Source organism: Methylobacterium sp. SyP6R (genome assembly GCF_019216885.1).
Taxonomy (GTDB): Bacteria; Pseudomonadota; Alphaproteobacteria; order Rhizobiales; family Beijerinckiaceae; genus Methylobacterium.
Map to the genome: position 1 here is coordinate 5,730,001 of NZ_JAAQRC020000001.1, position 25,000 is coordinate 5,755,000.

At 69.9% G+C, this 25,000-nt stretch carries 21 protein-coding genes (2 of these 21 running past the window's edge); 5 read left to right on the forward strand and 16 right to left on the reverse strand.

The genetic code is table 11. From position 1 onward, the window contains the following. From HBB12_RS26365 to HBB12_RS26385, 5 genes are all read right to left on the reverse strand, one after another. Positions 1–1,416: the 5' portion of a flavin-containing monooxygenase gene (locus HBB12_RS26365; RefSeq protein WP_236992068.1), read on the reverse strand. 207 nt of this gene lie to the left of the window's left edge; only the first 1,416 of its 1,623 coding nucleotides appear in the window; the start codon lies at positions 1,414–1,416; its stop codon lies beyond the left edge, outside the window. Positions 1,417–1,647: 231 nt separating this feature from the next. Next, entirely contained in the window at positions 1,648–2,970 is a 1,323-nt protein-coding gene (locus tag HBB12_RS26370) for an MFS transporter (protein ID WP_236992069.1), read from the reverse strand. Positions 2,971–3,173: 203 nt separating this feature from the next. Further along, complete coding sequence (locus tag HBB12_RS26375; RefSeq protein ID WP_236992070.1) at positions 3,174–4,094, reverse strand: hydroxymethylglutaryl-CoA lyase; 921 nt, start codon at positions 4,092–4,094, stop codon at positions 3,174–3,176. Further along, positions 4,091–5,284 carry a CaiB/BaiF CoA transferase family protein gene (locus HBB12_RS26380; RefSeq protein ID WP_236992071.1) on the reverse strand — a complete coding sequence of 398 codons (1,194 nt, stop codon included), beginning with the start codon at positions 5,282–5,284 and terminating at the stop codon, positions 4,091–4,093. Before HBB12_RS26380 ends, HBB12_RS26375 begins: the two co-directional genes overlap by 4 nt. 124 nt (positions 5,285–5,408) lie before the next feature. After that, on the reverse strand, positions 5,409–6,278 hold the full coding sequence (locus HBB12_RS26385) for a LysR family transcriptional regulator (RefSeq protein WP_236992072.1): 870 nt from the start codon (positions 6,276–6,278) through the stop codon (positions 5,409–5,411). Between the two features lie 529 nt (positions 6,279–6,807). Here HBB12_RS26385 and HBB12_RS26390 point away from each other — a divergent pair. From HBB12_RS26390 to HBB12_RS26405, 4 genes are all read left to right on the forward strand, one after another. Beyond that, positions 6,808–9,072, forward strand: coding sequence for an ATP-binding protein (locus HBB12_RS26390; protein ID WP_236992073.1), 2,265 nt, complete (start codon positions 6,808–6,810; stop codon positions 9,070–9,072). Positions 9,073–9,080: 8 nt separating this feature from the next. Next, positions 9,081–9,542, forward strand: coding sequence for a response regulator (locus HBB12_RS26395; protein ID WP_236992074.1), 462 nt, complete (start codon positions 9,081–9,083; stop codon positions 9,540–9,542). Beyond that, entirely contained in the window at positions 9,535–11,298 is a 1,764-nt protein-coding gene (locus HBB12_RS26400; RefSeq protein ID WP_236992075.1) for a response regulator, read from the forward strand. The genes HBB12_RS26395 and HBB12_RS26400 overlap by 8 nt, the downstream gene beginning before the upstream one ends. Positions 11,299–11,595: 297 nt before the next feature. Then, the gene (locus HBB12_RS26405) at positions 11,596–13,911 is read left to right on the forward strand and encodes a xanthine dehydrogenase family protein molybdopterin-binding subunit (protein WP_236992076.1); all 2,316 of its coding nucleotides are present in this window, start codon (positions 11,596–11,598) and stop codon (positions 13,909–13,911) included. A 289-nt stretch (positions 13,912–14,200) separates the two neighbouring features. Here the strand turns inward: HBB12_RS26405 and HBB12_RS26410 are convergent, their stop codons facing one another. The 11 genes from HBB12_RS26410 to HBB12_RS26460 all read right to left on the reverse strand — a co-directional run bounded on the left by HBB12_RS26410 (position 14,201) and on the right by HBB12_RS26460 (position 24,465). Beyond that, positions 14,201–14,533: a DHCW motif cupin fold protein gene (locus tag HBB12_RS26410; protein WP_236992907.1), complete on the reverse strand. Its 333-nt coding sequence runs from the start codon at positions 14,531–14,533 to the stop codon at positions 14,201–14,203. A gap of 244 nt (positions 14,534–14,777) precedes the next feature. Beyond that, positions 14,778–15,185, reverse strand: a complete 408-nt coding sequence (locus HBB12_RS26415) for a hypothetical protein (protein WP_236992077.1) — start codon at positions 15,183–15,185, stop codon at positions 14,778–14,780. Between the two features lie 121 nt (positions 15,186–15,306). Further along, positions 15,307–16,293, reverse strand: a complete 987-nt coding sequence (locus tag HBB12_RS26420) for an ABC transporter ATP-binding protein (RefSeq protein WP_236992078.1) — start codon at positions 16,291–16,293, stop codon at positions 15,307–15,309. An 8-nt stretch (positions 16,294–16,301) separates the two neighbouring features. After that, a complete protein-coding gene (locus HBB12_RS26425; RefSeq protein ID WP_236992079.1) occupies positions 16,302–17,276 on the reverse strand; it encodes an ABC transporter ATP-binding protein in 975 nt (324 codons plus the stop codon). An 11-nt stretch (positions 17,277–17,287) separates the two neighbouring features. Beyond that, positions 17,288–18,142: an ABC transporter permease gene (locus tag HBB12_RS26430; RefSeq protein ID WP_236992080.1), complete on the reverse strand. Its 855-nt coding sequence runs from the start codon at positions 18,140–18,142 to the stop codon at positions 17,288–17,290. Beyond that, positions 18,139–19,080 (reverse strand): ABC transporter permease, encoded by a 942-nt coding sequence (locus HBB12_RS26435; protein ID WP_236992081.1) that lies wholly within the window; start codon positions 19,078–19,080, stop codon positions 18,139–18,141. Before HBB12_RS26435 ends, HBB12_RS26430 begins: the two co-directional genes overlap by 4 nt. Positions 19,081–19,376: 296 nt before the next feature. Continuing rightward, positions 19,377–20,927, reverse strand: a complete 1,551-nt coding sequence (locus tag HBB12_RS26440; RefSeq protein ID WP_236992082.1) for an ABC transporter substrate-binding protein — start codon at positions 20,925–20,927, stop codon at positions 19,377–19,379. 29 nt (positions 20,928–20,956) lie between these two features. Continuing rightward, complete coding sequence (locus HBB12_RS26445; RefSeq protein WP_236992083.1) at positions 20,957–22,105, reverse strand: NAD(P)/FAD-dependent oxidoreductase; 1,149 nt, start codon at positions 22,103–22,105, stop codon at positions 20,957–20,959. Continuing rightward, positions 22,105–23,496, reverse strand: a complete 1,392-nt coding sequence (locus HBB12_RS26450; protein ID WP_236992084.1) for an FAD/NAD(P)-dependent oxidoreductase — start codon at positions 23,494–23,496, stop codon at positions 22,105–22,107. The genes HBB12_RS26445 and HBB12_RS26450 overlap by 1 nt, the downstream gene beginning before the upstream one ends. Further along, the gene (locus tag HBB12_RS26455; protein WP_236992085.1) at positions 23,489–23,779 is read right to left on the reverse strand and encodes a (2Fe-2S)-binding protein; all 291 of its coding nucleotides are present in this window, start codon (positions 23,777–23,779) and stop codon (positions 23,489–23,491) included. The genes HBB12_RS26450 and HBB12_RS26455 overlap by 8 nt, the downstream gene beginning before the upstream one ends. Continuing rightward, entirely contained in the window at positions 23,776–24,465 is a 690-nt protein-coding gene (locus tag HBB12_RS26460) for an SDR family NAD(P)-dependent oxidoreductase (protein WP_236992086.1), read from the reverse strand. Before HBB12_RS26460 ends, HBB12_RS26455 begins: the two co-directional genes overlap by 4 nt. A gap of 157 nt (positions 24,466–24,622) precedes the next feature. On the opposite strand from HBB12_RS26460, the gene HBB12_RS26465 reads away from it, so the two are divergent. Beyond that, positions 24,623–25,000, forward strand: partial view of an IclR family transcriptional regulator gene (locus HBB12_RS26465; protein WP_272913301.1) — the 5' portion only. It continues 465 nt past the right edge of the window; only the first 378 of its 843 coding nucleotides appear in the window; the start codon lies at positions 24,623–24,625; its stop codon lies beyond the right edge, outside the window.

Genomic DNA, 25,000 nt, shown 5'->3' on the forward strand with positions numbered 1-25,000 from the left:
CGTCGCCTCGATCCGGTCGAGGCCGTGCTCGCGGACATGCTTGATGCAGCCGGCGATCCATTCGGCGTGCTGCTCGATCGCCACCGGCATGTTGGTGAGAACCGAGGGGCTGCCCGGGCCGGTCATCGTGAACAGGTTCGGGAAGCCCGGGACCTGCAGGCCGAGATAGCTCCTCGGGCCTGCCGCCCATTCCTCCTTGAGAGAACGACCGTCGCGGCCCCGGATGTCGAGAGCGAGGAGGGGGCCGGTGAGCGCGTCGAAACCGGTGGCGAAGACGATGATGTCGAGGGGATAGGTCGCGTCCGAGGTGCGCACGCCCTCGGGCACGATCGCGGCGATCGGCGTCTTCTTCAGGTCGACGAGCGTGACGTCGGGGCGGTTGAAGGTCTCGAAATAATCGGTGTCGATCGGCGGGCGTTTGGTCGCGAAGAGGTGGTCGCGCGGCGTGAGCGCCTCCGCCGTGTCCGGATCCGTCACGATGCTGCGGATCTTGGCCCGGATGAACTCGGAGGCGGTCTCGTTGGCGTCCTGGTCGAGCATGATGTCGCGGAAGGCCGCGCGGAAGCGCAGGCCGCCGCGCTCCCAGGCCGCCTCGTAGATCGCCAGCCTCTCCTGGGGCGAGACGTCGAAGACCGAGCGGTCCGAGAAATCGAAGGGATGGCCGTTCGGCGCCGCGCGGGCTTTGGCGCGCAACTCCGACGAATTCTCGCGCACCCACGCCTTGAACGTATCGTCCATCGGGCCGTTGCGGGCCGGCACGCTGTAATTGGCGGTGCGCTGGAATACCGTGAGATGGGCGGCTTGCGCGGCGATGACCGGAGTCGCCTGGATGCCGGTCGAGCCGGTGCCGATCAGCCCGACCCGCTGGCCCGAGAAGTCGACGCCGTCATGGGGCCAGCGGCCGGTATGGTACCAGGCGCCCGAGAAGCTTTCGAGGCCAGGGATCGTCGGCACGTTGGCACTCGACAGGCAGCCGACCGCGGTGATCAGGAATTGCGCCTCGAACCGCTCGCCGCTCTCTGTCGTGACGATCCAGCGATTGGCCGCTTCGATGTAGGTGGCGCCGGCGACGCGGGTGCCGAGCTGGATGTCGCGCCGTAAGGAGAAGCGGTCGGCGACATGGTCGAGGTAGCGGCGGATCTCGCCGTGCTCAGGGTAGCGCTCGGTCCAGTTCCATTCCTCCTCGAGTTCGCGCGAGAACGAGTAGGAATAGTAGTAGCTTTCGGAGTCGCAGCGTGCGCCCGGATAGCGGTTCCAGTACCAGGTACCGCCGATGCCCTCGGCCGCCTCCAGCACCCGCACCGACAGGCCGAGCCGGTCGCGCAGCAGATGGAGCTGATACAGGCCGGAAAACCCGGCCCCGACGATGATCGCGTCGTAACGACGGACGGGAGCGGCCTCGTTCGGCTCTCTCATGGCGTCGGTGTCTCCCTGTCCGAAGACCGTGACGCCCGTGGGCGCCCAGCTCCGTGATATCGGCTCCCGCGGAAACGGCGTGACCGCGGCTCCTGTCCGATCAGGCTAGCAAGCGACCGGCGTCTCGACCACGCGCCGTGAGCGCGCGCCACCCATGAAGAGGGATCAGGTGACGGAGCCGGGTGCCGCGTGGCCGATCCGCCCACGCGGCGGGTCGACACCGCCGGTCGTTCAGACGCTCCGGTCGTTGCGGCGCAGGCTCTCGGGCATCGCGAAGAGCAGGAGCCCGGCGGCGACGAGGCAGAGGCAGCCGATGCCGTAGAGCGCCGGGGTGGTGGAGCCGGTGAGGTCCTTGACCCAGCCGACCATGACCGGGCTGACGATGCCGCCGAACTGACCCAGCGTGTTGATGAGCGCGATGCCGCCCGCCGCGCCGACACCGGTGACGAGCTTCGCCGGCAAGGTCCAGAAGGTCGGGATCGACGCGACGATACCGGAGCCGAGCAGCGCGAGGGCGATCATCAGCGGGACGATCTCTCTGTCGAACAGACCGGCGAGGAAGAAGCCGAGGGCTGCGGCGACCGCCAGGCCGGCGACGAATTTCAGCCGCTCGCCCGAGGCGTCCGACAGGCGCCCGATGACGATCATGCTGACCGCACCGCAGATGTAGGGAATCGCGGTCAGGAAGCCGACCGAGGCGGCGGCCCCGCCGCTCGCGGTCTTGATCAGGTCCGGGCCCCAGAAGTTGAGGCCGTAGGAGCCGACCTGAAGCAGGAAATAGACGAGGGCGATGAGCAGGAAGCCCGGCTGCCTGATCGCGCCCCACAGCGAATGGTCGCCGATGCCGTGGTTATGGTGGGCGATGCGGGAGGACAGAAGATCCTTTTCCTCGGCCGAGAGCCAGCGCGCGTCGGCGATCCGGTCTTCGAGGCGGGTGAGCACCAGGGCCCCGAGGATCAGGCAGGGCAGGCCGCCGGCGAGGAAGAGCCATTGCCAGCCGGCGAGGCCCGCGACGCCGTTGAGACCGCCGAGGATCAGCCCGGCCGCCGGCGCGCCGACGATGCCGGCGAAGGCCGAGGCGACGAACATGAACGAGGTGACGCGGCCGCGGAACGAGGCCGGGAACCACAGGGTGAGATAGTACAGGATGCCGGGGGCGAAGCCGGCCTCCATCGCGCCGATCAGGAAGCGCAGGACGTAGAAGTGCCACTCGGTGCGGATGACGATCATCAGCGCGGTGGCGATGCCCCACGAGATCATGATCCGGGCGATCCAGCGCCGCGCGCCGACCCGGTAGAGGGCGAGGTTCGACGGCACCTCGAAGATGACGTAGCCGACCACGAACATGCTGGCGCCGAGGCCGTAGGCGACGTTGCTGAAGCCGAGGTCGCTCTGGAGCTGGAACTTCGCGAAGCTGATGTTGATGCGGTCGAAGAACGCGAACAGGTAGCAGATCATGATCAGCGGCATCAGCCGCCAGGCGACCTTGCGGATGACGGCAGCCTCGGTGAGGGCGTCGGAGCCGGCGAGCGGGCCGGCGGTGGCGATGGCCATGGGATTTCCTCCGGGCTTGGGTGGAGCCTTGGCCCGCGATGCGGGCATGAGTAGAGCCATTGCCCGCGATGCGGGCTTGGGTAGAGCCATTGCCCGCGATGCGGGCACGGGGGCGCCTTCGCCCGGGGGACGGGCGGGGCGGGTTTTGCGGTCCGGTGAGATTCGGCGAGGCTGCCTTCTTCCGGGCGGCGCGCGCGCCGGTGTCAGGCCGCCTTGAGCGGCGGGGCCGGGTGCAGGTCGCGCGGACGACCGGCCTTGGCGACCTGGCCCGGTCCGTCATGGCCGACGAGGCGGGGCAGGTCGCGGGACAGGGCGATGAGGGCGTCGAGGTCGAGGCCGGTCGACAGGCCCATCTCCTCGGCCATGCTCGCGAGGTCCTCGGTGCAGATGTTGCCGGTGGCGCCGGGCGCGAACGGGCAGCCGCCGAGGCCCCCGAGGGCCGCGTCGAACCGGCGTGCGCCGGCGTCAAAGGCCGCGAGCACGTTGGCGAGACCGCAGCCGCGGGTGTCGTGGAAATGGAGCGTCAGGCGGTCGGCCCCCACCAGCGGCAGCACCCGGGCGACGAGGCGGGCGACCTGGCGCGGATTGGCCATGCCGGTGGTGTCGGCCAGCGTCACCCCGTCGACCCCGAGCGCCAGATAGCGCTCGACCTGGACCAGCACCTTGTCCTCGGGCTGGAGCCCCTCGAACGGGCAGCCGAAGGCGGTCGCCGCGGTGGCGTTGACGCCGACCTCGCCCCGCACAGTTTCCATGATCGCGGAAAAGCCCCGGATCGAGGCCTCCGGCGTCATGCCCATATTGGCACGGTTATGGGTCTCGCTCACCGAGGCGACGAGGTTGATCTCGTCGGCGCGTGCGGCGAGGGCCCGCTCGGCGCCCTTCGGGTTCGGCACGAGGGCGACGTAGGTGGCGCCGGGCCGGCGCGCGATGCCGGAAAAAACCTCGGCCGCGTCGGCGAGCGCCGGTACCGCCTTCGGCGAGACGAAGGACGAGACCTCGATGCGGGTGAAGCCCGCCGCCGACAGCGCGTCGATCAGCCGGATTTTTTCCGCGGTCGGGACGAAGACCGGCTCGATCTGGAAGCCGTCGCGGGTCGCGACCTCCTGGATGACGATCCCGCTCACGCGACGGCTCCCGTCTGGCGCAAGGCGGCGATGCCGGCCTCGTCGAAGCCGAGGTCGGAGAGCACCGAATCGGTGTGGGCGCCGAGGGCCGGGCCCTGCCAGCGCACGCTGCCTGGGGTCTCGGACAGCTTCGGCACGATGCCGGGCATCTTCACCCTCGTGTCGCCGGGCAGGTCCGCCTCCAGGATCATGTCGCGGGCGGTGTAATGCGGGTCGGCGACGATGTCGGCGACCGAGTAGATCCGCCCGGCCGGCACCTCGGCGGCGTCGAGCACCGTCAGGGCCTCCGTCACCGTGCGGCCTCGGGTCCAGTCGGCGATGACGCCGTCGAGCATCCCGGCCTGTTTCGAGCGGCCCTCGTTGTTGCGCAACGCCGGATCCTCGGCGAGGTCGGCCCGGCCGATCGCAGTCATCAGGCGGCGGAAGATCGGATCGCTGTTGCCGGCGATGACGACGAAGCCGCCATCCCGGCTCGGATAGGTGTTCGAGGGCGCGATGCCCGGCAGCGCGCCGCCGGTGCGGGTGCGGACCTCGCCGAGAAGGTCGTATTCCGGCACCAGGCTCTCCATGACGTTGAACACGCTCTCGACGAGCGAGACGTCGATCACCTGGCCGGCGCCCTGGCCGGTCTTGACCCGCAGCAGGGCCATCAGGGCGCCGATGACGCCGTGGAGCGAAGCGAGCGTATCGCCGATGCTGACGCCGGCCCGGGCCGGCGGGGTGCTCGGGTCGCCGGTGGTGAAGCGCAAGCCCCCCATCGACTCGCCGATCGCCCCGAAGCCGGGCCGGTCGCGATAGGGCCCGGTCTGGCCGTAGCCGGAGATGCGGACCATCACGAGGTTCGGGTTGAGGGCCGAGAGCACGTCCCAGCCCAAGCCCAGTTTCTCGAGCCCGCCGGGCCGGAAGTTCTCGACGACCACGTCGGCGCTCTGCGCGAGCTGCTTGACGATCGCGAGGCCCTCAGTCGACTTGAGGTTGACGGCGATCGACTTCTTGTTGCGCGATTGCAGGTACCACCAGAGCGAGGTGCCCTCGTGCATCTTGCGCCACTTGCGCAGGGGATCGCCCTCGCCGGGGGGCTCGACCTTGATCACCTCGGCGCCGAACTCCGCCATCAGGCGGGTGGCGAAGGGCGCGGCGATCAACTGGCCGAGTTCCAGGACGCGAATGCCCGCGAGCGGTCCGCTCATGACGTCTCCTCCGATGCGATGTGTCTTTGAACCATCCATAATTGAAGAACGCGGGCCGGATCCAACCGTATCTCGCGAGCGACCGTTCTCTCCAGGAGAACGCAAAGGGTCGAACGGGACGCCGTCAGGGCGGTGCCGGCCGGGCCAGATGCGCGACGAGGAGGCCGGCGGCGGGCGAGAGCGTACCCGGTCGCGTCACGATGATCAGCTCGCGATCGGCCCATGGGTCGGTCAGCGGCACCGCCACGAGCTGCATCGCACCGCCGATCAGGCCGAAGACCCGCTCGGGGATCACGCCCAGGCCCATATCGGCCTGGACCATGCGGCAGACCGCGTCGAAGCCCGGGACGTGCACCCGCAGGCGCAACGGGCGGCCGATCCGCTGCGCCTCGGCCCGGACGCTGTCGTAGATCGAACTCTGGGCATGCAGGCCGATGAAGTCGTAGCCGAGCGCTTCGGCGAAGGCGAGGCTCGCCCGGCCCGCCAGCGGATGCTCGGCCCGCATCACCAGGACGAGTCGGTCGCGCCGGTAGAGGGTGGAGCGCAGGTCGAGCGCCGCGACGGTCCCCGAGCAGATTCCGATCTCGGCCGCGCCCTCGGCGACGCCCCGGATCACGCCGCCGCTCGGCCGCTCCTCCAGGTCGATTCTGATCGCGCCCTGCCTTGCCTGGAAGGCCCGCAGGTCTTCGGGCAGAAACTGCACGATGGCCGAGAGGTTGGCGAGCATCCTGACGATGCCGCGCACTCCCTTCGCGTGCTCGGCGAGTTCGAGGGCGATCTGCTCGGCGCTCGCCAGCATGCGACGGGTGTGGTGCAGCAGCGTCTCGCCGGCCGGGGTCGGGCGCATGCCCCGCGGCTCGCGGGTGAGCAGGATGCAGCCTAAGGCCCGTTCCAGCTCGGCGAGGCGCTTGCTCACCGCCGAGGGCGCGATCACGGCGGCCCGGGCCGCACCGTTGAGCGTCCCCTCCTGGCAGATCGCCGCGAACAGCCGCAACGTCTTGAGGTCGAGGCGGTTGAGGAGACCGGGGGCGGGAAGCTCGTCGGGAATGGCCCGCTCCCGTCGTCGATGGGGCGCTCGGATGGGATTTTTCGCCTATTCCGGCTCATCGAAGATCATATGCGGAGTCGGACCGGCGCGCCAACGCGCATCGTTTCGGTCCGGCGCGGCGTCTCGGCGATCCGCGCCTGGAAGATTGGATGTCAGCCCTTCGCCTGCGTGAGGGCTCACACTTCTTCGGCCGCGGCCTGCCTGCCGGCGAGGATCTTTCCGTGTTTCTCAGGGGGTATCGGAAATATTTCCGCGCGGCGACACCGATACATCGATCGATTTGCACCATCACCCGCATGATCGATAGCCGCCCGCAGGAGAGCAGCCCGTACGGGATGCCGCCGGAGAACCTGAACGCCCGAGAAATTGTCATTGCTGTGCCGGATTCGCGCACTGGTGGGACTGGCGAGCTTCCCTTAAGGTGTCCGAGTAGATACCGGTTCGGATCCGAACGGCGCGAGGGGCGAGGGCGGCCATGCGGTCTGTGCAACCGGCGGAACTGACGGCCTGCGACAGGGAGCCGATCCACATTCTCGGCACCTTGCAGCCGCACGGCTTCCTGCTGGCGCTCGAAAGACCGGATCTGCGCGTCGTCCAGGCCAGCGCGAACCTGCCCGACCTGCCCGGACGTCCCGCCGCCCAGGTCCACGGCCTACCCTTGAGCCAGGCGCTGCCGGAGGTCGGGGCCCCGATCGTCCAGGTGCTGACGACGGATCTCGGCCAGGGTCTCGGACAGGACGGCGCGGCCTATCTCGGCACGCTCACCCTCGAGACGGGGGAGGGACTGCGCGCCTACGACCTCGCGGCGCACCGCTCCGGCGGCCTCATCGTGCTCGAATTCGAGGAGAGCGCCGGCGAGGCCGCGGCGGGCAACCTCGACATGCTCTACCCGCGGCTGCGCGCCTTCATCGAGGCGCTGCACGGGGCCGGGACGGTGGAGGACCTGTGCGGGCTGCTGGCCGCCGACATCCGCCAGCTCACCGGGTTCGACCGTGCCCTGGTCTACCGCTTCGACCGCGACTGGAACGGCACCGTCGTGGCGGAGGACGGCAACGGCGTGCTGCCGGCCTATCTCGACCTGCGGTTTCCCGCCTCCGATATCCCGGCCCAGGCCCGCGAACTCTATCGCCGCAACCGCCTGCGCATCATCCCGGACGCCGCCTACGATCCGGTTCCGATCGTCCCGGCTCTCACGCCCTCGACCGGGGCGCCCCTCGACCTCAGCCAGTCCGTCCTGCGCAGCGTCTCGCCGGTCCATGTCGAGTACATGCGCAACATGGGCACGGCGGCCTCGATGTCGATCTCGATCCTGGTCGAGGGGGCGCTGTGGGGGCTGATCTCCTGCCACAACAAGACGGCGCGGCGGGTGCCGCTGCCGACCCGCAACGCCTGCGACATCCTCACCCAGACCTTCGCCCTGCAGCTCGCCGCCAAGGAGCGCGGGGCGCTCGCCGAGCAGCGCCTGACGCTCGGGGCGATCCAGGCGCGGCTCCTCGCCTTCATGGCGGAGGAGGAGAACTTCGTCGAAGGCTTCCTCAAGCATCCGGAGGACGTGCTGGCCCTCACCGATGCCGGCGGCGCGGCGATCGTCACCGGCCAGCGCTGCCACCTGATGGGCCGCACCCCCAGCGAGCGGCAGGTGCGGGGCGTCTACGAATGGCTCTCGGCCGAGCATGGCGGCGAGGCGGTCCACGTCACCGAGGCGCTGGGCGAGGAATACCCGCCGGCCAGGACCATCGCCGAGACCGCGAGCGGCCTCCTCGCCATCTCGATCTCCGAGAAATATGCCAGCTACGTGCTGTGGTTCCGGCCCGAGGTGGTCCAGACCGTGCGCTGGGGCGGCGATCCGACCAAGGCCGCCTCCAAGGATCCGGCCGGTGGGCCCGACCGGCTGCACCCCCGGCAATCCTTCGAGACCTGGAAGGAGACCGTGCAGGGCCGCTCCAAGCCCTGGTCGGTGCCGGAGGTCGACACCGCCAAGGATCTGCGCGCCGCGGTGCTCGGCATCGTGCTGCGCCGGGCCGAGGAACTGGCGGCGCTGACCGAGGAATTGCAGCGCTCGAATAAGGAACTGGAGGCCTTCTCCTACTCGGTCAGCCACGACCTGCGGGCGCCGTTCCGGCACATCGTCGGCTATGCCGAGCTCCTGCGGTCGCGCGAGGGCGACAAGTTCTCGGAGCGCGGGCGGCGCTACGTCGACACCATCATCGAGGCGGCGTTCTCCGCCGGAACCCTCGTCGACAACCTGCTCACCTTCTCGCAGATGGGGCGCAACGCCCTCAACCGCATTCCCTGCGACATGAGCCAGCTGGTCGAGGACGTGCGCCGTAAGATGATCCGCGACATCCCGCTCGAACGGACGATCCGCTGGCGGGTCGGGCCCCTCGGCCGGGCCCAGGCCGACCCGGTGATGATGCGGCTCGTGATCGAGAACCTGTTGTCGAACGCCGTGAAGTACACGCGCGGCCGGCCCGAGGCGGTGATCGAGGTGACGCGCGAGGCCGACCGCGACGGCGAGGCGGTGTTCTGCGTGCGCGACAATGGCGTCGGCTTCGACATGACCTATGTGAACAAGCTGTTCGGGGTGTTCCAGCGCCTGCACCGGGTCGAGGAATTCGAGGGAACCGGGATCGGGCTCGCCAACGTCCGGCGCATCGTCGAACGCCATGGTGGACAGGTCTGGGCCGAGGGGAACCTCGGCCAGGGGGCGGCCTTCCATTTCACGCTCCCCCTCCGTTAGAGATCGCCATGGCCGACCTCAAGCCGATCCTCCTCGTCGAGGACAACCCCAACGACATCGAACTGACCCTCGCGGCGCTCGAGAAGAGCCAGCTGGCGAACAAGATCGTCATCTGCCGCGACGGGGCGGAAGCGCTCGAATACCTGCGCCGGCAGGGTCCGCACGCCGAACGGCCGGCTCAGGACCCGGCGGTCGTCCTCCTCGACCTGAAGCTGCCCAAGGTCGACGGGCTGGAGGTGCTGGCGGCGGTCAAGGGCGATGCGCGCATGCGGGCGATCCCGATCGTGATGCTGACCTCGTCCCGGGAGGAGAGCGACCTCGTGCGCTCCTACCAGCTCGGCGTGAACGCCTTCGTGGTGAAGCCGGTCGGGTTCAAGGAATTCTTCGAGGCGATCCAGGATCTCGGCGTGTTCTGGGCCGTGCTCAACGAGCCGCCGCCCCACCGGAACGACTGGGCCTCCGGTGAGTGACGTAACGGTGGCGGAGGATGGGGGGGCCCCGTTGCGCGTCCTGCTCCTCGAGGACAGCGACCTCGACACCGAGCTGCTGAGTGCGGTTTTGGAGGATGCCGGACTCATCGTCGCCGTCGAGCGGGTGATCACCCGGGACGCCTTCGCGGCGGCGACGATGCGACGCTGCCACGACATCATCCTGGCCGATTACGTGCTGCCCGCCTTCGACGGCATGAGCGCGCTCGCCGCCGCCCGCGAGAATTGTCCGGAAGTCCCGTTCGTCTTCGTGTCCGGCACGCTCGGCGAGGAGGTGGCGGTGGAGGCACTGAAGCACGGCGCCACCGACTACGTGACCAAGCAGCGCCTCGACCGGCTGCCGCGGGTCATCCTGCGCGCCCTCTCGGAGGCCCGCGCCCATCTGCGCCGCCGCGCCGCCGAGCAGGCCCTGCGCGACCTCAACGAATCCCTCGAGCAGCGCGTCGCCGCCCGGACCCGGGAGCTCGCCGACACCAATGCGGCGCTCCAGCACCAAATCCGTGAGCGCGAACGGATCGAGGACGCCCTGCGCCAGGCCCAGCGCCTCGAGGCGGTGGGCCAACTCACCAGTGGCGTCGCCCACGACTTCAACAACCTGCTCACGGTGATCGCCGGCAACATCGAGTTCCTGGAGCGGGCGGTCTCGGACGAGCGCTCGAAGCGCCGGCTCGACATGATGCGGGGTGCGGCCGAGCGCGGCGCCCGGCTCACCGCCCAGCTCCTCGCCTTCTCGCGCCGCCAGAAGCTCGCGCCGGTGCCGGTGCAGCTCAACCAGACCGTCGCGTCGATGCGCGACCTGCTGCAGAGCTCGATGGGCGGCTCGGTCCGCATCGAGATGACGCTGCAGCCCGACCTGTGGCCGGCCCTCGTCGATGCGACCCAGATCGAGCTCATCATCCTCAACCTCGCGATCAACGCCCGGGATGCGATGGCGGTCGGCGGCTGCCTGACCATCGAGACCGCCAACGTGCAGCTCGACGCCGAGCCGGCCCGGCCCGAGGAGCCGAGCCCGGGCGACTATGCCATGGTGGCGGTGAGCGACACCGGCACCGGCATCGCGCCCGACGTGCTCGCCCGGGTGTTCGAGCCGTTCTTCACCACCAAGGATGTGGGCAAGGGCTCCGGGCTCGGCCTCGCCCAGGTCTACGGCTTCGCCAAGCAGTCCGGCGGCGGCGTGCGCATCGAGACCGTGCCCGGCGAGGGCACGTCGGTGCGGGTCTACCTGCCGCGGGTGGCGGCGGAGGCTCCCGTGCACGAGGTGCACCCGGTCGCGATCGATTGTGCCGGCATCCGCGACGGGAGCGACAAGCGGGTGGTGCTGGTCGTCGACGACGACGGCGACGTGCGCGACATCACGACGACGCGCCTCGGTGAGGCCGGCTACGCGATCCGCGAGGCGGGTTCGGGCCTCGCGGCGATCCAGGCGCTCGAAGCCGACCCGTGCGTCGACCTCGCCGTGCTCGATTTTGCGATGCCGGGGATGAATGGGGCCGAGGTCGCGACGGTGATCCGGAGCCGCTGGCCGGCGATCCAGATCCTGTTCGTGACCGGCTACGCCGACCACACCGCGCTCGCCCGGATCGACGGCGGCACCGAGGACCGCGTGGTGCAGAAGCCGTTCCGCGGCGAGGACCTGGAGCGCAAGGTCGCGTCGATCCTGGAGCCGCGACCGCGGCTGACCCTGGTGAGCGGCGGCGTCGAGGCGCGGGCGCGGACCAACGGGATGGGTCGGGGGTAAGGCGAAGCCGCGTCAGCAGCGCCGCAGACGCCTCCGATCCGACGTGCTAGGCTCGCCCCGATAAGGACCTCAAGTCGCACGCTCGACCGGTCCACGGGAGGATGAACGCCGCATGGCAGGACCCATGGTGACATCCATGGCCGGAGCCCGAACGCTCCGGATCCGGAGCGCCGCCCAGGCGGGACCGGACACCGTCCGCCGTCGCATCCCCTCGATCACGCGAGTCTCCCCGTGTGCCGGCCTCCATGCCGCGCGCCCGCTCGCGCATCCCGTTCAGCATCGCATCGCGAGGTTTACATGACAGTGACCAAATTCGGTCTCGGCCAGCCTTTGCGCCGGGTCGAGGATCGTCGGCTGATCACCGGCGAGGGCCATTACGGCGACGACCATGCCCCCGCGGGTTGCCTGCACGCTGCCCTGCTGCGCAGCCCGCACGCCCATGCGACCTTCACGATCACCGACCTCGAGGCCGCCCGGGCGATGCCCGGCGTGCACCTCGTGCTCACCGCCGAGGACGTGGCCGGCCTCAACGACATCAAGTGCCAGGCGCCGCTGCCGAACGGCGACGGCAGCCAGAACCACGTCGCCCACATCCCGGTGCTGGCCAAGGGCGCCGTCAAGCATATCGGCGACGCCGTCGCCTTCGTGGTCGCCGACACCGTCGCCCAGGCCCGCGACGCCGTCGAGGCGATCGGCATCGACTACGACGTGCGGCCGGCGGTGGTCGGCATCCGCGGCGCGATCGCGGGCGGCGCCCATGCGGTGTGGGACCAGCAGCCCGACAACGTCTCGTTCGACTCGACCATGGGCGACAAGGCTGCGGTCGATGCCGCCTTCGCCAAGGCCGCCAAGGTGGTGAAGGTCGAGGTCGAGAACCAGCGCCTCGTCACCAACTACATGGAGACCCGCAGCGTCGTCGCCGAATACGATGCGGGCACCAAGCGCTTCACCCTCACCATCCCGAGCCAGGGCGTCCACGGCCTGCGCAAGACCCTGATGGGCGTGCTCGGGGTCGAGAAGGAGCAGATCCGCGTCGTCACCGGCGATGTCGGCGGCGGCTTCGGCACCAAGACCTTCACCTACCGCGAATACCCGCTGGCGGCGGAAGCCGCGCGCCGGCTCAACAAGCCGGTGAAGTGGGTGTCCGAGCGGGGCGAGCACTTCGTCGCCTGCGCGCAGGGGCGCGACAACCTCTCGGTCGGCGAGGTCGCGCTCGATGCGGACGGCACCTTCCTCGCCATGCGCTTCGACGTGATCGGCGATCTCGGCGCCTACCTGTCGCAATACGGGCCCTACATCCCGTATCTCGGCGCCACGATGCTGACCGGCGTGTACAAGACCCCGGCGGTCCACGTGCGGGTGCGCGGCGTCTACACCAACACCGTGCCGGTCGACGCCTATCGCGGCGCCGGGCGGCCGGAGGCGGCCTACCTGATCGAGCGCCTGGTCGACCGGGCGGCGCGGGAGACCGGGATCTCGCCGGCCGAGATCCGCCGGCGCAACTTCATCCCGCCGAGCGCGATGCCCTACACCACGCCGATCGGTGACCGTACCTACGATACCGGCGATTTCGCCGCCCATATGGGCCGCGCCGTCGAGGCGGCGGACTGGACCGGCTTCGAGGCCCGCGCCGCGGAATCCCGCGCCAGGGGGCTCGTGCGCGGCATCGGGCTTGCCACCTACATCGAGTGCACCGCCTGGGGCGAGGGCGAGGACGTGAAGATCACCCTCGACCAGGATGGCGGCGCCACGGTCTATGTCGGCACCCAGTCGAACGGGCAGGGCCATGCCACGGCCTATGCGCAGTTCGCCGCCGAGCATCTCGACCTGCCGCTGGAACGCATCCGCGTGGTGCAGGGCGACACCGACAAGGTCGCCACGGGTGCCGGCACCGGCGGCTCGCGCTCGATCCCCGTCGGCGGCATCTCGGTCGGCGCCGCCTCGAAGAACCTCGCCGGCAAGCTGAAGGAGCTCGCCTCCGAGGAACTGGAAGCAGGTATCCAGGATCTCGAGATCGCCGAGGGCGCGGTGCGGGTCGCCGGCACCGACCGGTCGATCGACTTCGCGGCCCTGGCGGCCTTGCCGAAGGCCACCGAGGCGATGCGGACGGGCCAGGGCGACTTCGTGCCGCCGAGCGCGACCTACCCGAACGGTACCCACGTCGCCGAGGTCGAGATCGACCCCGATACCGGCATCACCACGATCGTGCGCTACACCGTCTGCGACGATTTCGGCATCGTGGTGAACCCGTTGCTGCTGGCCGGCCAGGTCCATGGCGGGGTGGCGCAGGGCATCGGCCAGGCGCTGCACGAGCGCACGGTCTATGACGAGGCCGGCCAGCTCCTGACCGCGAGCTTCATGGACTACGCCATGCCGCGGGCCGGAGACGTGCCGTTCTTCCACTTCGAGACGAAGAACGTGCCCTCGACCACCAACCCGATGGGCATCAAGGGCGCCGGCGAGGCCGGCAGCATCGGCTCCTGCCCGGCGGTGATGAACGCGGTGGTCGATGCCCTCGACCGCAGCGTGGGCCTGCGCGACATGGACATGCCGGCGACGCCGGCGCGGATGTTCGCGGCCCTTGAGCCCTTGCGCAAGGCCGCCGCCGCCTGACGGCGACGGTTCGGACGCGATGATGCTGCGGCGCTCGGCTTCCTGGCCGGGCGCCGTTTTCATGGAGGCGTCAATCCAGCCTCCGGTACCTGACGATATTCGATCGGCGCCTGCCGATTCGATGCCAACGGTCGTTGGAACCGGCTGCTTATATCAGCCGATCTGCGAAATCTGACTATCGTCAAAGACCAATCATCTTGGTCTTGCGAGTCGCCGATTTCGGCCCAACCCGGTCTCATCGAGCCAGTTCTCCGCATCCCGGAAGCCGCCATTTGAATGCGGCCCGTGCTCAATCGACAATGAATAATTTTGCACCTGTGCGAGTCGACGAGCGATGTGCGGCATCGCCGAAATCCGAAACTTGATAACTCATGCCGGGCACAAGCGTGAAAGTGCGGCCGTCACGCAGCTCCGTCTCGAGCTCCCCCTCGATGACGAGAAGAATGTGGCCGCGATCGCACCAATGATCGGCAATATAACCAGGTGAATATTCGACCATGCGGACGCGGATATCGCCGATCTGGAATGTACGCCAGAGCGCGCTGCCGACTTCACCGGAATGCTCGGATGCCGGAACCGCGGACCAATCGACAACAGTGAACGGAAGTCCAGGTATTTTCATATCATCACCGCCATGATCGATCGATCGATCGTGCGATGCGTGCTTGAATTTGTCACTCCATTTCGGAGATGAATTTTGGCGGCGATCGCGAGTCTTCGTCTCGGGATCGGGCGGACAGGACAAACGTATGGCGGCGTCCCGGGCCGGTCTTGCCGATGCAGGAAGGCGCGAGACGCGGCACGGCCTGTGGAGCGCGGGCGGCGTCGCGCCACCAGGGCGTCTCGCCCCGGCGGCGCTCGCCCGGTCAGCAACTGAGCTTGCGGCCCTCGCGGAAGCCGTGGACCTGGAAGTGCTTGTAGCCGGACTCCATCTTGCCGGCGAGTACGGCGCGGGCCACGTCCGGGTTGCAGCGCAGGTACTCGCGCTCGTTGAACGCCGCGGCGCCACGGGGCGGCCCCTGATCGCGATAGTCCCGGTCGCGGTCGCGAGAGCCGTAATCGCGGTCGCGGCGGTAATCGTCGCGCCGGCCGTAATCGTCGCCGCGATCCCGGTAGCCGCGGTCGCGATAGTCCCGGTCGCGGTAGTCGCCGTCGCGGCTGCGATACTCGCGGTCGCGGGAGCCGTAATCCGGCCCCCATGACTGGGCCGAGGCGGTTCCCACCGCGCCGATCAGGCCCAATCCTACGACCGCCACCACCCCAATCGTCCTCATCTGCCGTCATCCCCCTTCATGCAAGGCGCTTCGTCGCCGCTGGGGAAGCTAGAGCAATCAGGGCCGAAAGGGATAGCGCCGTCATGTCTCGGGACGGTGGTGGTCTGCGCAGAGACGGCCGTCACCCCTCGCCATAGAGGTGGCAGGCGACCGTGCGGCCCGGCGCCGCCTCGCGTAAAGCGGGCGCCTCGTTGCGGCATCGGTCGAAGGCGCGAGGGCAGCGGGGATGGAAGTGGCAGCCCGCGGGGGGCTTGAGCGGCGAGGGCGGCTCGCCCTCCTGGAAGCTCATCGCCACCGGCTGCTCCGGGTCCGGCACCGGGGAGGAGGCCTTCAGGAGCTGGGTATAGGGGTGAAGCGGCTCGCCGAAGAGCGGTCCCACGGGCCCGCTTTCCACCACCCGGCCGAGATACATCACGGTGACCCGCTGGCAGAAATGCCGGACCACGCCGAGATCGTGCGAGATGAACACGAAGGCGAGGTTGCGGGACTGCCGCAGCGATTCGAGCAACCGCAGGATCTGCGCCTGGACCGAGACGTCGAGGGCCGAGACCGGCTCGTCGGCGAAGATCAGGTCGGGCCCGAGCGCCAGCGCCCGGGCGATGCCGATGCGCTGGCGCTGGCCGCCGGAGAATTCATGCGGGAAGCGCGCGGCGGCCGTGGCCGGAAGCCCGACCTCGGCAAGCAGCCCCGCGACCCGCTCCTTCAGTTCCGCCCCGCGCGCGAGGCCGTGGACCCGAAGAGGCTCGCCCAACGCCTCGCCGATGCGCTGGCGCGGATCGAGGGAGGAGGCAGGGTCCTGGAACACGATCTGCATCCGCCGCCGCAGGCGCCGCATCGCGCTCGCGGGCGCGGCGAGCACGTCCTGCCCGTCGAACCGCACGGCGCCGCCGTCGGATTCGGTGAGCCGCAGGGCCACCCGCGCCGTGGTCGACTTGCCGCAGCCGGATTCGCCCACGATGCCGAGCGCTTCGCCGCGCCCCACCGTGAACGACACCCGGTCGAGGGCGCGCACCAGGCTGGTCTTCGCGACCGGGAAGCCGCGGCGGATGGTGAAGGTCTTGGAGAGGTCGCTGACCTCGAGCAGCGGAGACTCTTGCACGGGGGTCATCACAGGGGTCATGCAGCCCTCACCCAGCAGCGCACCGCGTGGTCCGGCGCCCCCGTGAGCGGCACCAGCGGCGGCCGCTCACGGCAGCGCGCCTCCGCCAGGGGGCAGCGGCCCTGGAAGCGGCAGCCCTCCGGCATCTCCGGCAGGGTCGGCACCGTGCCGGGGATCGCGGCCAGCTCCTGCACCCGGTCGACCCGCGGCATCGCCTTGAGCAGGCCTTCCGCGTAGGGGTGGGTCGGCCGGGCGAAGAAGGCGCGCACCGGCGCGCTCTCGACCACGTCGCCGCCATACATCACCATCACCCGGTCGGCGACCGAGGCGACGACGCCGAGATTGTGGGTGATGAGCAGCACCGCCAGCCCCTCGCGGCGCTGGATCTCGGCGAGCAAGGCCAGAACCTGCGCCTGGATGGTGACGTCGAGCGCCGTGGTCGGCTCGTCGGCGATCAGCACACGGGGGCTGCAGGCGAGCGCCATGGCGATCATCACCCGCTGGCGCATGCCGCCGGAGAAGTGATGCGGATAGGCGTCGATCCGCTCGGCGGCCGAGGGCACCCGCACCCGTTCGAGGAGGGCGATCGCCTTCTCACGCGCCGCCGCCTTCGACAGGCCGCGATGGCGCCGCAGCGCCTCGGCGATCTGGAAGCCGATGGTCAGGACCGGGTTGAGCGAGGTCATCGGCTCCTGGAAGATCATCGCCAGGCGGTCGCCGCGCATCGCCTCGCGCTGGCTCTCGCTCGCCGCCCGCATGTCGGTGCCGTCGACCACGATGGAGCCCGACGCCACGCGGCCGACCTTGGGGGCGAGCAGCCCCATCACCGAGAGGGCGGTGAGGCTCTTGCCGCAGCCCGATTCGCCGACGAGGGCCAGGGTCTCCCCGCCCGACACCGAGAACGACACCTCGCGCACCGCGTCGTACCAGGTGCCGCCGACCCGGATCTGGGTCGTCAGCCCGTCGACCCTGAGCATGTCCGTCGGCGTCATCGAAGGGGTTTTCATGGGGCCCCCCGCGGGTCGGTGGCGTCGCGCAGGCCGTCGCCGATCAGGTTGAGGCCGATCATCACGGCGAGGATGGCGATGCTCGGGAAGATCGACAGCCAGGGCGCGTCGAGCAGGTTGTCGAAGCCCTCGCGCACGATGCTGCCCCAGGTGGCCGTGGGCGGCGGCACGCCGAGCCCGATGAAGGCGAGGGTCGATTCGGTGCGGATCGCGGTCGCGAGCCAGAGCGAGGCCAGCACCACCACCTCGTCCATGATGTTCGGCAGGATGTGGCCGAACATGATGCGGAGGTCGGAATAGCCGAGCGCCCGGCAGGCATCGACGAAGTCGCGCTGGCGCATGGCGAGCGTCGAGCCGCGGGCGATGCGGATGAAGGCCGGCACGGCGGTGACCGCGATGGCGAGGATCAGGTTGCCGAGGCTCGGACCCAGCACCGCCACCAGCATCAGCCCCATGATGAGCTGCGGGAAGCTGAGCAGCACGTCGGTGGCCGCCGTGATCAGCCGGTCGGGCCAGCCGCCGAAATAGCCGGCCACCACCCCGATCACCGTGCCCAAAACCACGCCGATGAGGGTGGCGACGAAACCGACCGAGAGCGAGATCCGGGCGCCCCAGATCACCCGCGAGAGCACGTCGCGCCCGAAGAAGTCGGTGCCGAACCAGTGCTCGGCCGACGGGCCCATCAGGGCCGCGACCGGGTCCTGCTCGTTCGGATCGTAGGGCGCGATCCAGGGCGCGAGGAGGGCGAGGGCGACGACGGCGACCACCGTGACGGCGCCGATCATCAGGCCCGGCGAGCGGGTGGCCCGGCGCCAGGCGCTCGGGGCGGCGGAGGCGGCCGCCGCGCTCATTGGGCCGAGACCCGCGGATCGACGAGGCCGTAGGCGATGTCGGTGAGCACGTTGGCGACCACGATGGCGAAGGCGGAGACGACCATCAGGCCCTGCAGCAGGCTGTAGTCGCGCTGGGTCAGCGCGGTGACGATCAGCTTGCCGAGGCCGGGGCGGTTGAACACGATCTCGGTCAGCACCGCGTTGCCGATCAGCACACCGAGATAGAGCCCGACCACGGTGACCACCGGCACCAGCACGTTGCGGAGTGCATGACGCCAGACCACGATCCGGGCCGGCATCCCCTTGGCACGGGCGGTGCGGACGTAATCCTCGCCCAGCGCCTTCAGCATCCCCGAGCGGGTGACGCGGGTGACGTAGGCGACCATCAGGAGGCCGAGATTGAGCGCCGGCAGCACCAGGGCGCCGAGCCGGTCGAGGATGCCGCCGGTGCGCGGCGTCGAGATCACCGGAAACCAGCGCAGCTGCACGGCGAACGCGATCAGCAGCAGGATGCCGGACACGAAGGCCGGGAAGGACACGCCGGCGAGCGACACGATGCGGGCGAGCCAGTCGGCGAGCCCGTCGCGCCGCCGCGCCGCCATGACCCCGAGCGGTACGCCCACCCCGACGCCGATGGCGACCGCCGCGAGCGTCAGCTCGATCGTGTAGGGCAGGACGTGGGCGACATCCTCCAGCACCGGCCGGTTGGTGGTGAGCGAGCGGCCGATATCGCCGGTGGCGATCTGGCCCATGAAGGTGAGGTACTGGACCACGATCGGCCGATCGAGCCCGAGCTTCGCCCGCAGGTCGGCCCGGGCGGAGGCGCTGGCCTGGTCGCCGAGGATCACGATGGTCGGATCGCCCGGGACCACCCGCACGAGCACGAACACCACGGTCAGCACCGCCACCAGCGTCGGGATCGCCAGGAGGAAGCGCTTGAGGATGAACTGGAGCATGGGCGGGCCGGGGGGTTGGAGGTGATCACGCTGCCGGATCAGGCGCGGGTCTCTCCTCTCCCCGCGGGCGGGGAGAGGGCCGTGTCCCCGTCCAGGGGACACGGCGAGTGGAGGCGCAGCCGGAGCGAGGGTGAGGGGGTCTCAACGGATGAGGCTCCTCTGGAAACACCCCCTCACCATCGGCTGCCGCCTCGCTGCGCCCTCTGAACGAGGGCACAGCCCTCTCCCCGCCCGCGGGGAGAGGGGATGCGCACGACCCATCGCGAGAAACGAGCAAGTCTTGGATCGAGAAATATTTACTTCTTGTCCGTCATCTCGGTGATCACCGGCCCCAGGTGGATCGCCCCCTTGAAGTCGTAGCCGTAATCGACCGACTTCTTGTGCGCCCAGACCTGCAAGCCTTCCGAGAGCGGCACGGCGCAGACCTGCTCGATGATCTTCTCCTGCGCCGTCTTCCACAACGCCTTCTGCTTCTCCGGATCCGGCTCGGTGCGGGCCTTGCGGATCTCGGCATCGGCCGCGTTGCAATGCGAGAAGTTGGTCACGGCCGTCGGTGTGCCCACCGTCGAGGCCGAATCGAAGAACTGCGTCAGGTAGGTGTCGGCGACGGGGAAGCGCGCCGCGGCGTAATAGACCGCATCCGACAGGTCCTTGCGGATCTGGGCGTGGAAGGTCTGGTGGTCGACGACGTCGAGCTTCAGCTCGATCCCGGCCTTCTTGAGCTGGCCCTGCACGATCTGCATCGCGGTCAGCATGGTCGGCAGGCTGGTCTGGATCGCCGTGATGGTGATGCCGTTCGGGTGGCCGGATTCGGCCAGGAGCGCCTTGGCCTTGGCGAGGTCGTAAGGAGGCAGCGGCGCCTTGTCGTCGGTGCCGAGATAGCCCTTCGGAATGATCGACACCGCCGGCTCGGTGACGCTGGCGCCCTTGAACTGGACGATCTGCGCCTGGCTGATCGCTTGGGCGACGGCCCGGCGTACCCGCACGTCGTCGAGAGGCTTGTGGGTGGTGTTCAGATGCAAGAGCGCCAACTCCGCCGGCCGCACGATGTCGACCGACACGTCGGCCTCGCGGCCGAACCGCTCGGCCCAGCGCTGGTCCTGGCGGCCATAGACGATGTCGAGCTCGCCCGAGGTGAAGGCGAGGTCGCGGGCCGCATCGGCCGGGATCAGCCGGTAGAGGATGCCGCCGAGCTTCGGCTTGCCGCGAAAGTAGTCCGGGTTCGCGGTCAGCCGCACGCTCTCGTTCGGCTTGTATTCGGCGAAGGCGAAGGGCCCGGTGCCGATGGGCTTCAGGCGGAAGTCGTTGCCCAACGCCTCGACGGCCTTGCGGCTGAGCACGTTGCCGCCGTGGTAGTTCGCCACCAGCCCGAGCAACGACGGCACAGGGTGCTTGAGGGTGATCCTGACGGTGTAGGGGTCCACAGCCTCGACCATGTCGAAGGCGGCGTAGTCGGTCGAGAACGACGAGGTCTTGGGATCGGCGGCGCGCTTCAACGAGAAGACCACGTCGTCGGCGGTCAACTCGCCGTAGCCGCCGTGGAACTTGACGCCCTTGCGCAAGGAGAAGGTCCAGATGCGGCCGTCGTCCGAGCGGGTCCAGGATTCGGCGAGGTCCGGCTCCAGGGTCTCGAGACTGGTCGAGCCCGGCTTGAAGCGCACAAGGCCGTTGAAGATCCAGGACACGACCGGCTTGTCCTGGGTGCTGGTGGCTCGGAACGGGTCGAGCTGGCTGACATCGGCCGCCGCCATGCCGATGGTCAGAATCTTGTCCGTCGCTGCCTGGGCCAGCGCCGGCCCGGGGCCAAACAGGGCGAGGGTGGCCGCGGCGAAGAGGAAGCGTCTCATCGTGGTGATCCCCCAGGGTGCTTCTGTCGTCAGTGCTCGATCTCCCCCTCCGACCGGTACAGCCCGCGCCAATCGGCGAAGCGCTCGATCCGGAACGGATGGAGAGGAGAGGCGGAGCGGCCTTGCGTCACGAGTTCCGCCAGGATTTCGCCGACGACCGGGCCGAGCTGGAAACCGTGGCCGGAGAAGCCGAAAGCATGAACCAGGCCGGGCGTGGTGCCGGACGGCCCGATGACCGGGATGTGGTCCGGCATCTCGCCGTCGAGCCCGCTCCAGCTGCGGATGACCTGGGCGTGGGCGAGGTCCGGGATCAGCGTCAGGGTCTTGTCCATGGCGCCGAGCGAGGTCGCCGCCACCGGCCGGGCGAGACCATCGACGCTGTCCGCCGTGCCGCGCCCGCCGCCCAGGACCACGTTGCCGCGCCGGGTCTGGCGCACGTAGACGTCGCCTCCCACCACACCGATCGACCGGGTGACGAGAGGGGCCAGGGGCTCGGTCACCACCATGTTGGGGGAGAGCGGCGCCACCGGCGCCGCCTCGCCGAACCAGGCCGCCACCGCACCGCCATAGGCGCCGGCGGCGTTGACGAGGCTGCGGCTCTTCACGCTCACACCTTCGGCTTCGACCGTGAAGCCGGATCCGTCATGGGCCGCATGATGCACCGGCGCGTGCTCGCGCACCTCCGCCCCGAGGCGGCGGGCGAGCCGCGCGAAAGCGGGCCCCACCACCCGCGGATTGGCTTGCCCGTCGGTGGGCGAGAGCGAAGCGCCGACGACTGCCGGGCCGAGCCATGGCATTTCGGCGCGCAATGCGTTCGGCCCGACGAGCTGGAGGTCGAGCCCGTATTCGGCGGCGTCGCGGGCATAAGTCTCCAGCAAAGCCATGTCGGATTCGGCCCGCGCGAGCTTGATGTGGCCGGTCGCCTCGAACCCGACATCTTCGCCGAGCTTGGCGTTCAGGCCATCCCACAGCACGCGCGCGCGCTGCGACAGCGGCAATTCCGAAAAGTCGCGGCCCTGTTGGCGCACGCCGCCGAAATTCACCCCGCTGGCGCCGGCACCGCAGAGGCGCTTCTCCAGCAGGGCCACGGTCAGTCCGGCCTCGCGCAAGGCCACGGCGGCGGCGCAGGCCGCGGTGCCGCCCCCGATGATCGCAACGTCGACGGTGAGGCGTTCCATCAGACCGGCTCCCGCAGCGGAATCGGCTTGATCGGCGCCTGCCCGCGCAGCCGCCCGACCACCTCGACCGGCACGTTCAGCGTCCGCGCCAGGATCTCCGCGGCGGCGTGGCCGCAGACCCGGCCCTGGCAGCGGCCCATCCCGGCCCGGGTCAGGGCCTTGAGCCGGTTCATCTCGTGGGCGTCCCGCTCGGTCGCGGCCCGCCGCAGGGTGCCCGCGGTGATGCCCTCGCAGCGGCAGACGATCTCGTCGTCCGCGATCTTGTCGACGAGGTGGTGCGGGTAAGGGTAGGCCGCCTCCAACGCGGCACGGAAACCCGCCTGCCCGCGGAGCAGCCGGTCGAGCCTGGCTTCACGACCAACGTCGCGGGGTCGGCCGAGATCGGCGAGGACGGTGAGCGCCGTGCGCTCGCCCTGCAACTCGGCCACGTCGGCGCCACCGATGCCGCTGCCGTCGCCGGCGAGATAGACGCGCGGATGCGAAGAACGGCCCTCGGGCGAGCGCTCCGGCTGCCATTGCCGCGTCACCGGCTCGAACACGAAGCGGCATCCGGCGAGATCGGCGGCTTGCGCCTCGCTGCGCAGGCCGAACGAGGCCCCGACCGCGTCGCAAACCACCCGATGCCGGCGCCCGCGCGCATCCTCCCAGGCCAGAGCTTCGACCTGGTGATCGCCCTCGACCGCGAGTGCCCGCACGCCGGAGCGCACCGGTATCCCGCGCAACGCACCCGCCAGGGTATACCAGACCCCCTTGGCCAGGGTCGCCGGCAGGGCCGCGAGGCGCGGGGCCGCCTTCACCTTCGCCCCGAGCGGCGTGGCGTCGAGCACGGCGACGACCGTCGCCCCCGCCTTGGCGTATTGATAGGCGACGAGCGGCAGCAGCGGCCCGGCCCCGACGAGGGCGACGCGCCGGCCGATCGCCATGCCCTGCGCCTTGAGGGCGATCTGCGCCGCCCCGAGGGTGAAGACCCCCGGCAGGGTCCAGCCCGGGAAGGGCAGGGCGCGGTCCATGGCGCCGGTGGCGAGCACCAGCCGGTCGACCGCGATCCGGTCGTGCCCCCGCGGCCCCAGGCAGTCGAGATCGAAGCCGGCCGGAGCCCGGGCCGCGATCCCCCACACCATCGTGCCGGGACGATGATCGATCCGCGGCGCCAGCGCGTCGGCGAGGGTGTGCAGGGCCCGCGCCCGGCCGGACTCGAAGCCGTAGAGATCGGCGGCCGGCCGCTCGGCGCCGGGCGGCGGGCGGCGATAGATCTGACCACCGGCGCGGTGCCCCTCGTCGAGGAGGAGCGGGCGCAATCCTGCCTCGGCGAGAACCTGCGCCGCCCGCAAACCCGCCGGTCCGGCCCCGACGATCGCCACGATGGGTTCGGCCAAGATGGGCTCAGCCACCGACTCCTCCCGTGACCACGGCCATGCCGGGCTCGACGAGGGTAGTGCAGGCCCGCACCCGCCCTCCCTCCGCGAGGGTCACCCAGCAATCCTGGCACGCGCCCATCAGGCAGTAGCCGGCGCGCTCGCCGGACCCGAACTCGAACCGGCGCAGGGCGCGCCGATGCAGCAGGATCGCGCCGATCAGGAAATCGCCGGCGCACGCCTCGGCGGATGCGCCATCGATGGTAAAGGGAACGGTCGGGCCCGGCCGCTGCGCGAGGCGCTGGAACAACCCACTCACAGCATGTCCTCGTGCCGGCAGTTGAGCAGCAACTCGGCGATGCTCGCGGTGTTGGGCAACCGCACCAGCGTCTCGATCACCGCCGCGACATCATCAGGCTGGGACATCAAATCTCGCGGCTGCTTGGTGACGTGGGCGGTCATGTCGGTCTCGACGAAGCCCGGGCAGAAGGCGGTCGCCCGGAGTCCGTGCTCCCAGCCCTCGCGCCGAACCGCCTGGGTCAGGCTGACCAAAGCCGCCTTCGCCATGGCGTAACCGGCATTCTCGTTGCGCACGCGCTTGCCCGAGAGCGAGGCGATGTTGACGATCCGTCCGCTGCCGGACGCGACGAGGTGCGGCCAGGCCGCCCGGATCACCCGCATCGGCCCTTTGACGTTGACGGCGATGAGCGCGTCGAACGCCGTCTCGTCGGAATCGAGGAAGCGGGCCATCGGGTTGATGCCGGCGGCATTCACCAGCACGTCGATCCGCCCGAACGCCGCCAGCGTCGCGGCGGTCCACGCCTCGGTGCTGCCGGTCTCCTCGGCGTCGTAGCGATAGGCATACCATCCGGCCGGCGCACGGCGCGGATCGCGCAGGCCGGCGCTGATCCGATAGCCGGCCTGGGCGAGCCTCTCGGCTACCGCCTGCCCGATCCCGCGCGAGGCGCCCGAGACCATCGCGACCCGTCCCGTCGGCTCAAGCATCGCTGCCCCGCTTCCTCGGTGACCGCCGCATCGCGTCCATCTCCCGACCTCGACACGCAGGATTGATCGCTGCGGCCATGCGAGCAACCACTATTTCGGTAGACGAACAATTTTGCCGACATTATTTCGCTGGGTGAAAATCAAAAGAGCGATCGATATGTCGGGTGCCGCCGAAACGAAACCGCTCGATCGATCCGCTCCTTCGCGAATCGCCGGGTTGCTGCGCCATCTCGGCGAGTCGGGCACTGGCGGCGTGCGGTTGAGCGCCCTCGCCGAAGCGAGCGGCCTGCCGGCGCCGACGACGTTGCGCCTGCTGCGGGCGCTCGTCGCCGAGGAACTGGTCGACTTCGATCCCCCGACGAAAACCTACCGGCTCGGCCTTGGATTGTTTCGCCTCGCCGCCAAGGCCGGCAACCCGCTGGGCCTGCGCGATCTCGCCCGCCCGGCCTTGTTGCGCCTGACAGGTGCGCTCGGCGAGACGGTCTTTTTCCTGGTGCGCAGCGGCTACGACGCCGTCTGCATCGACCGTACGGCC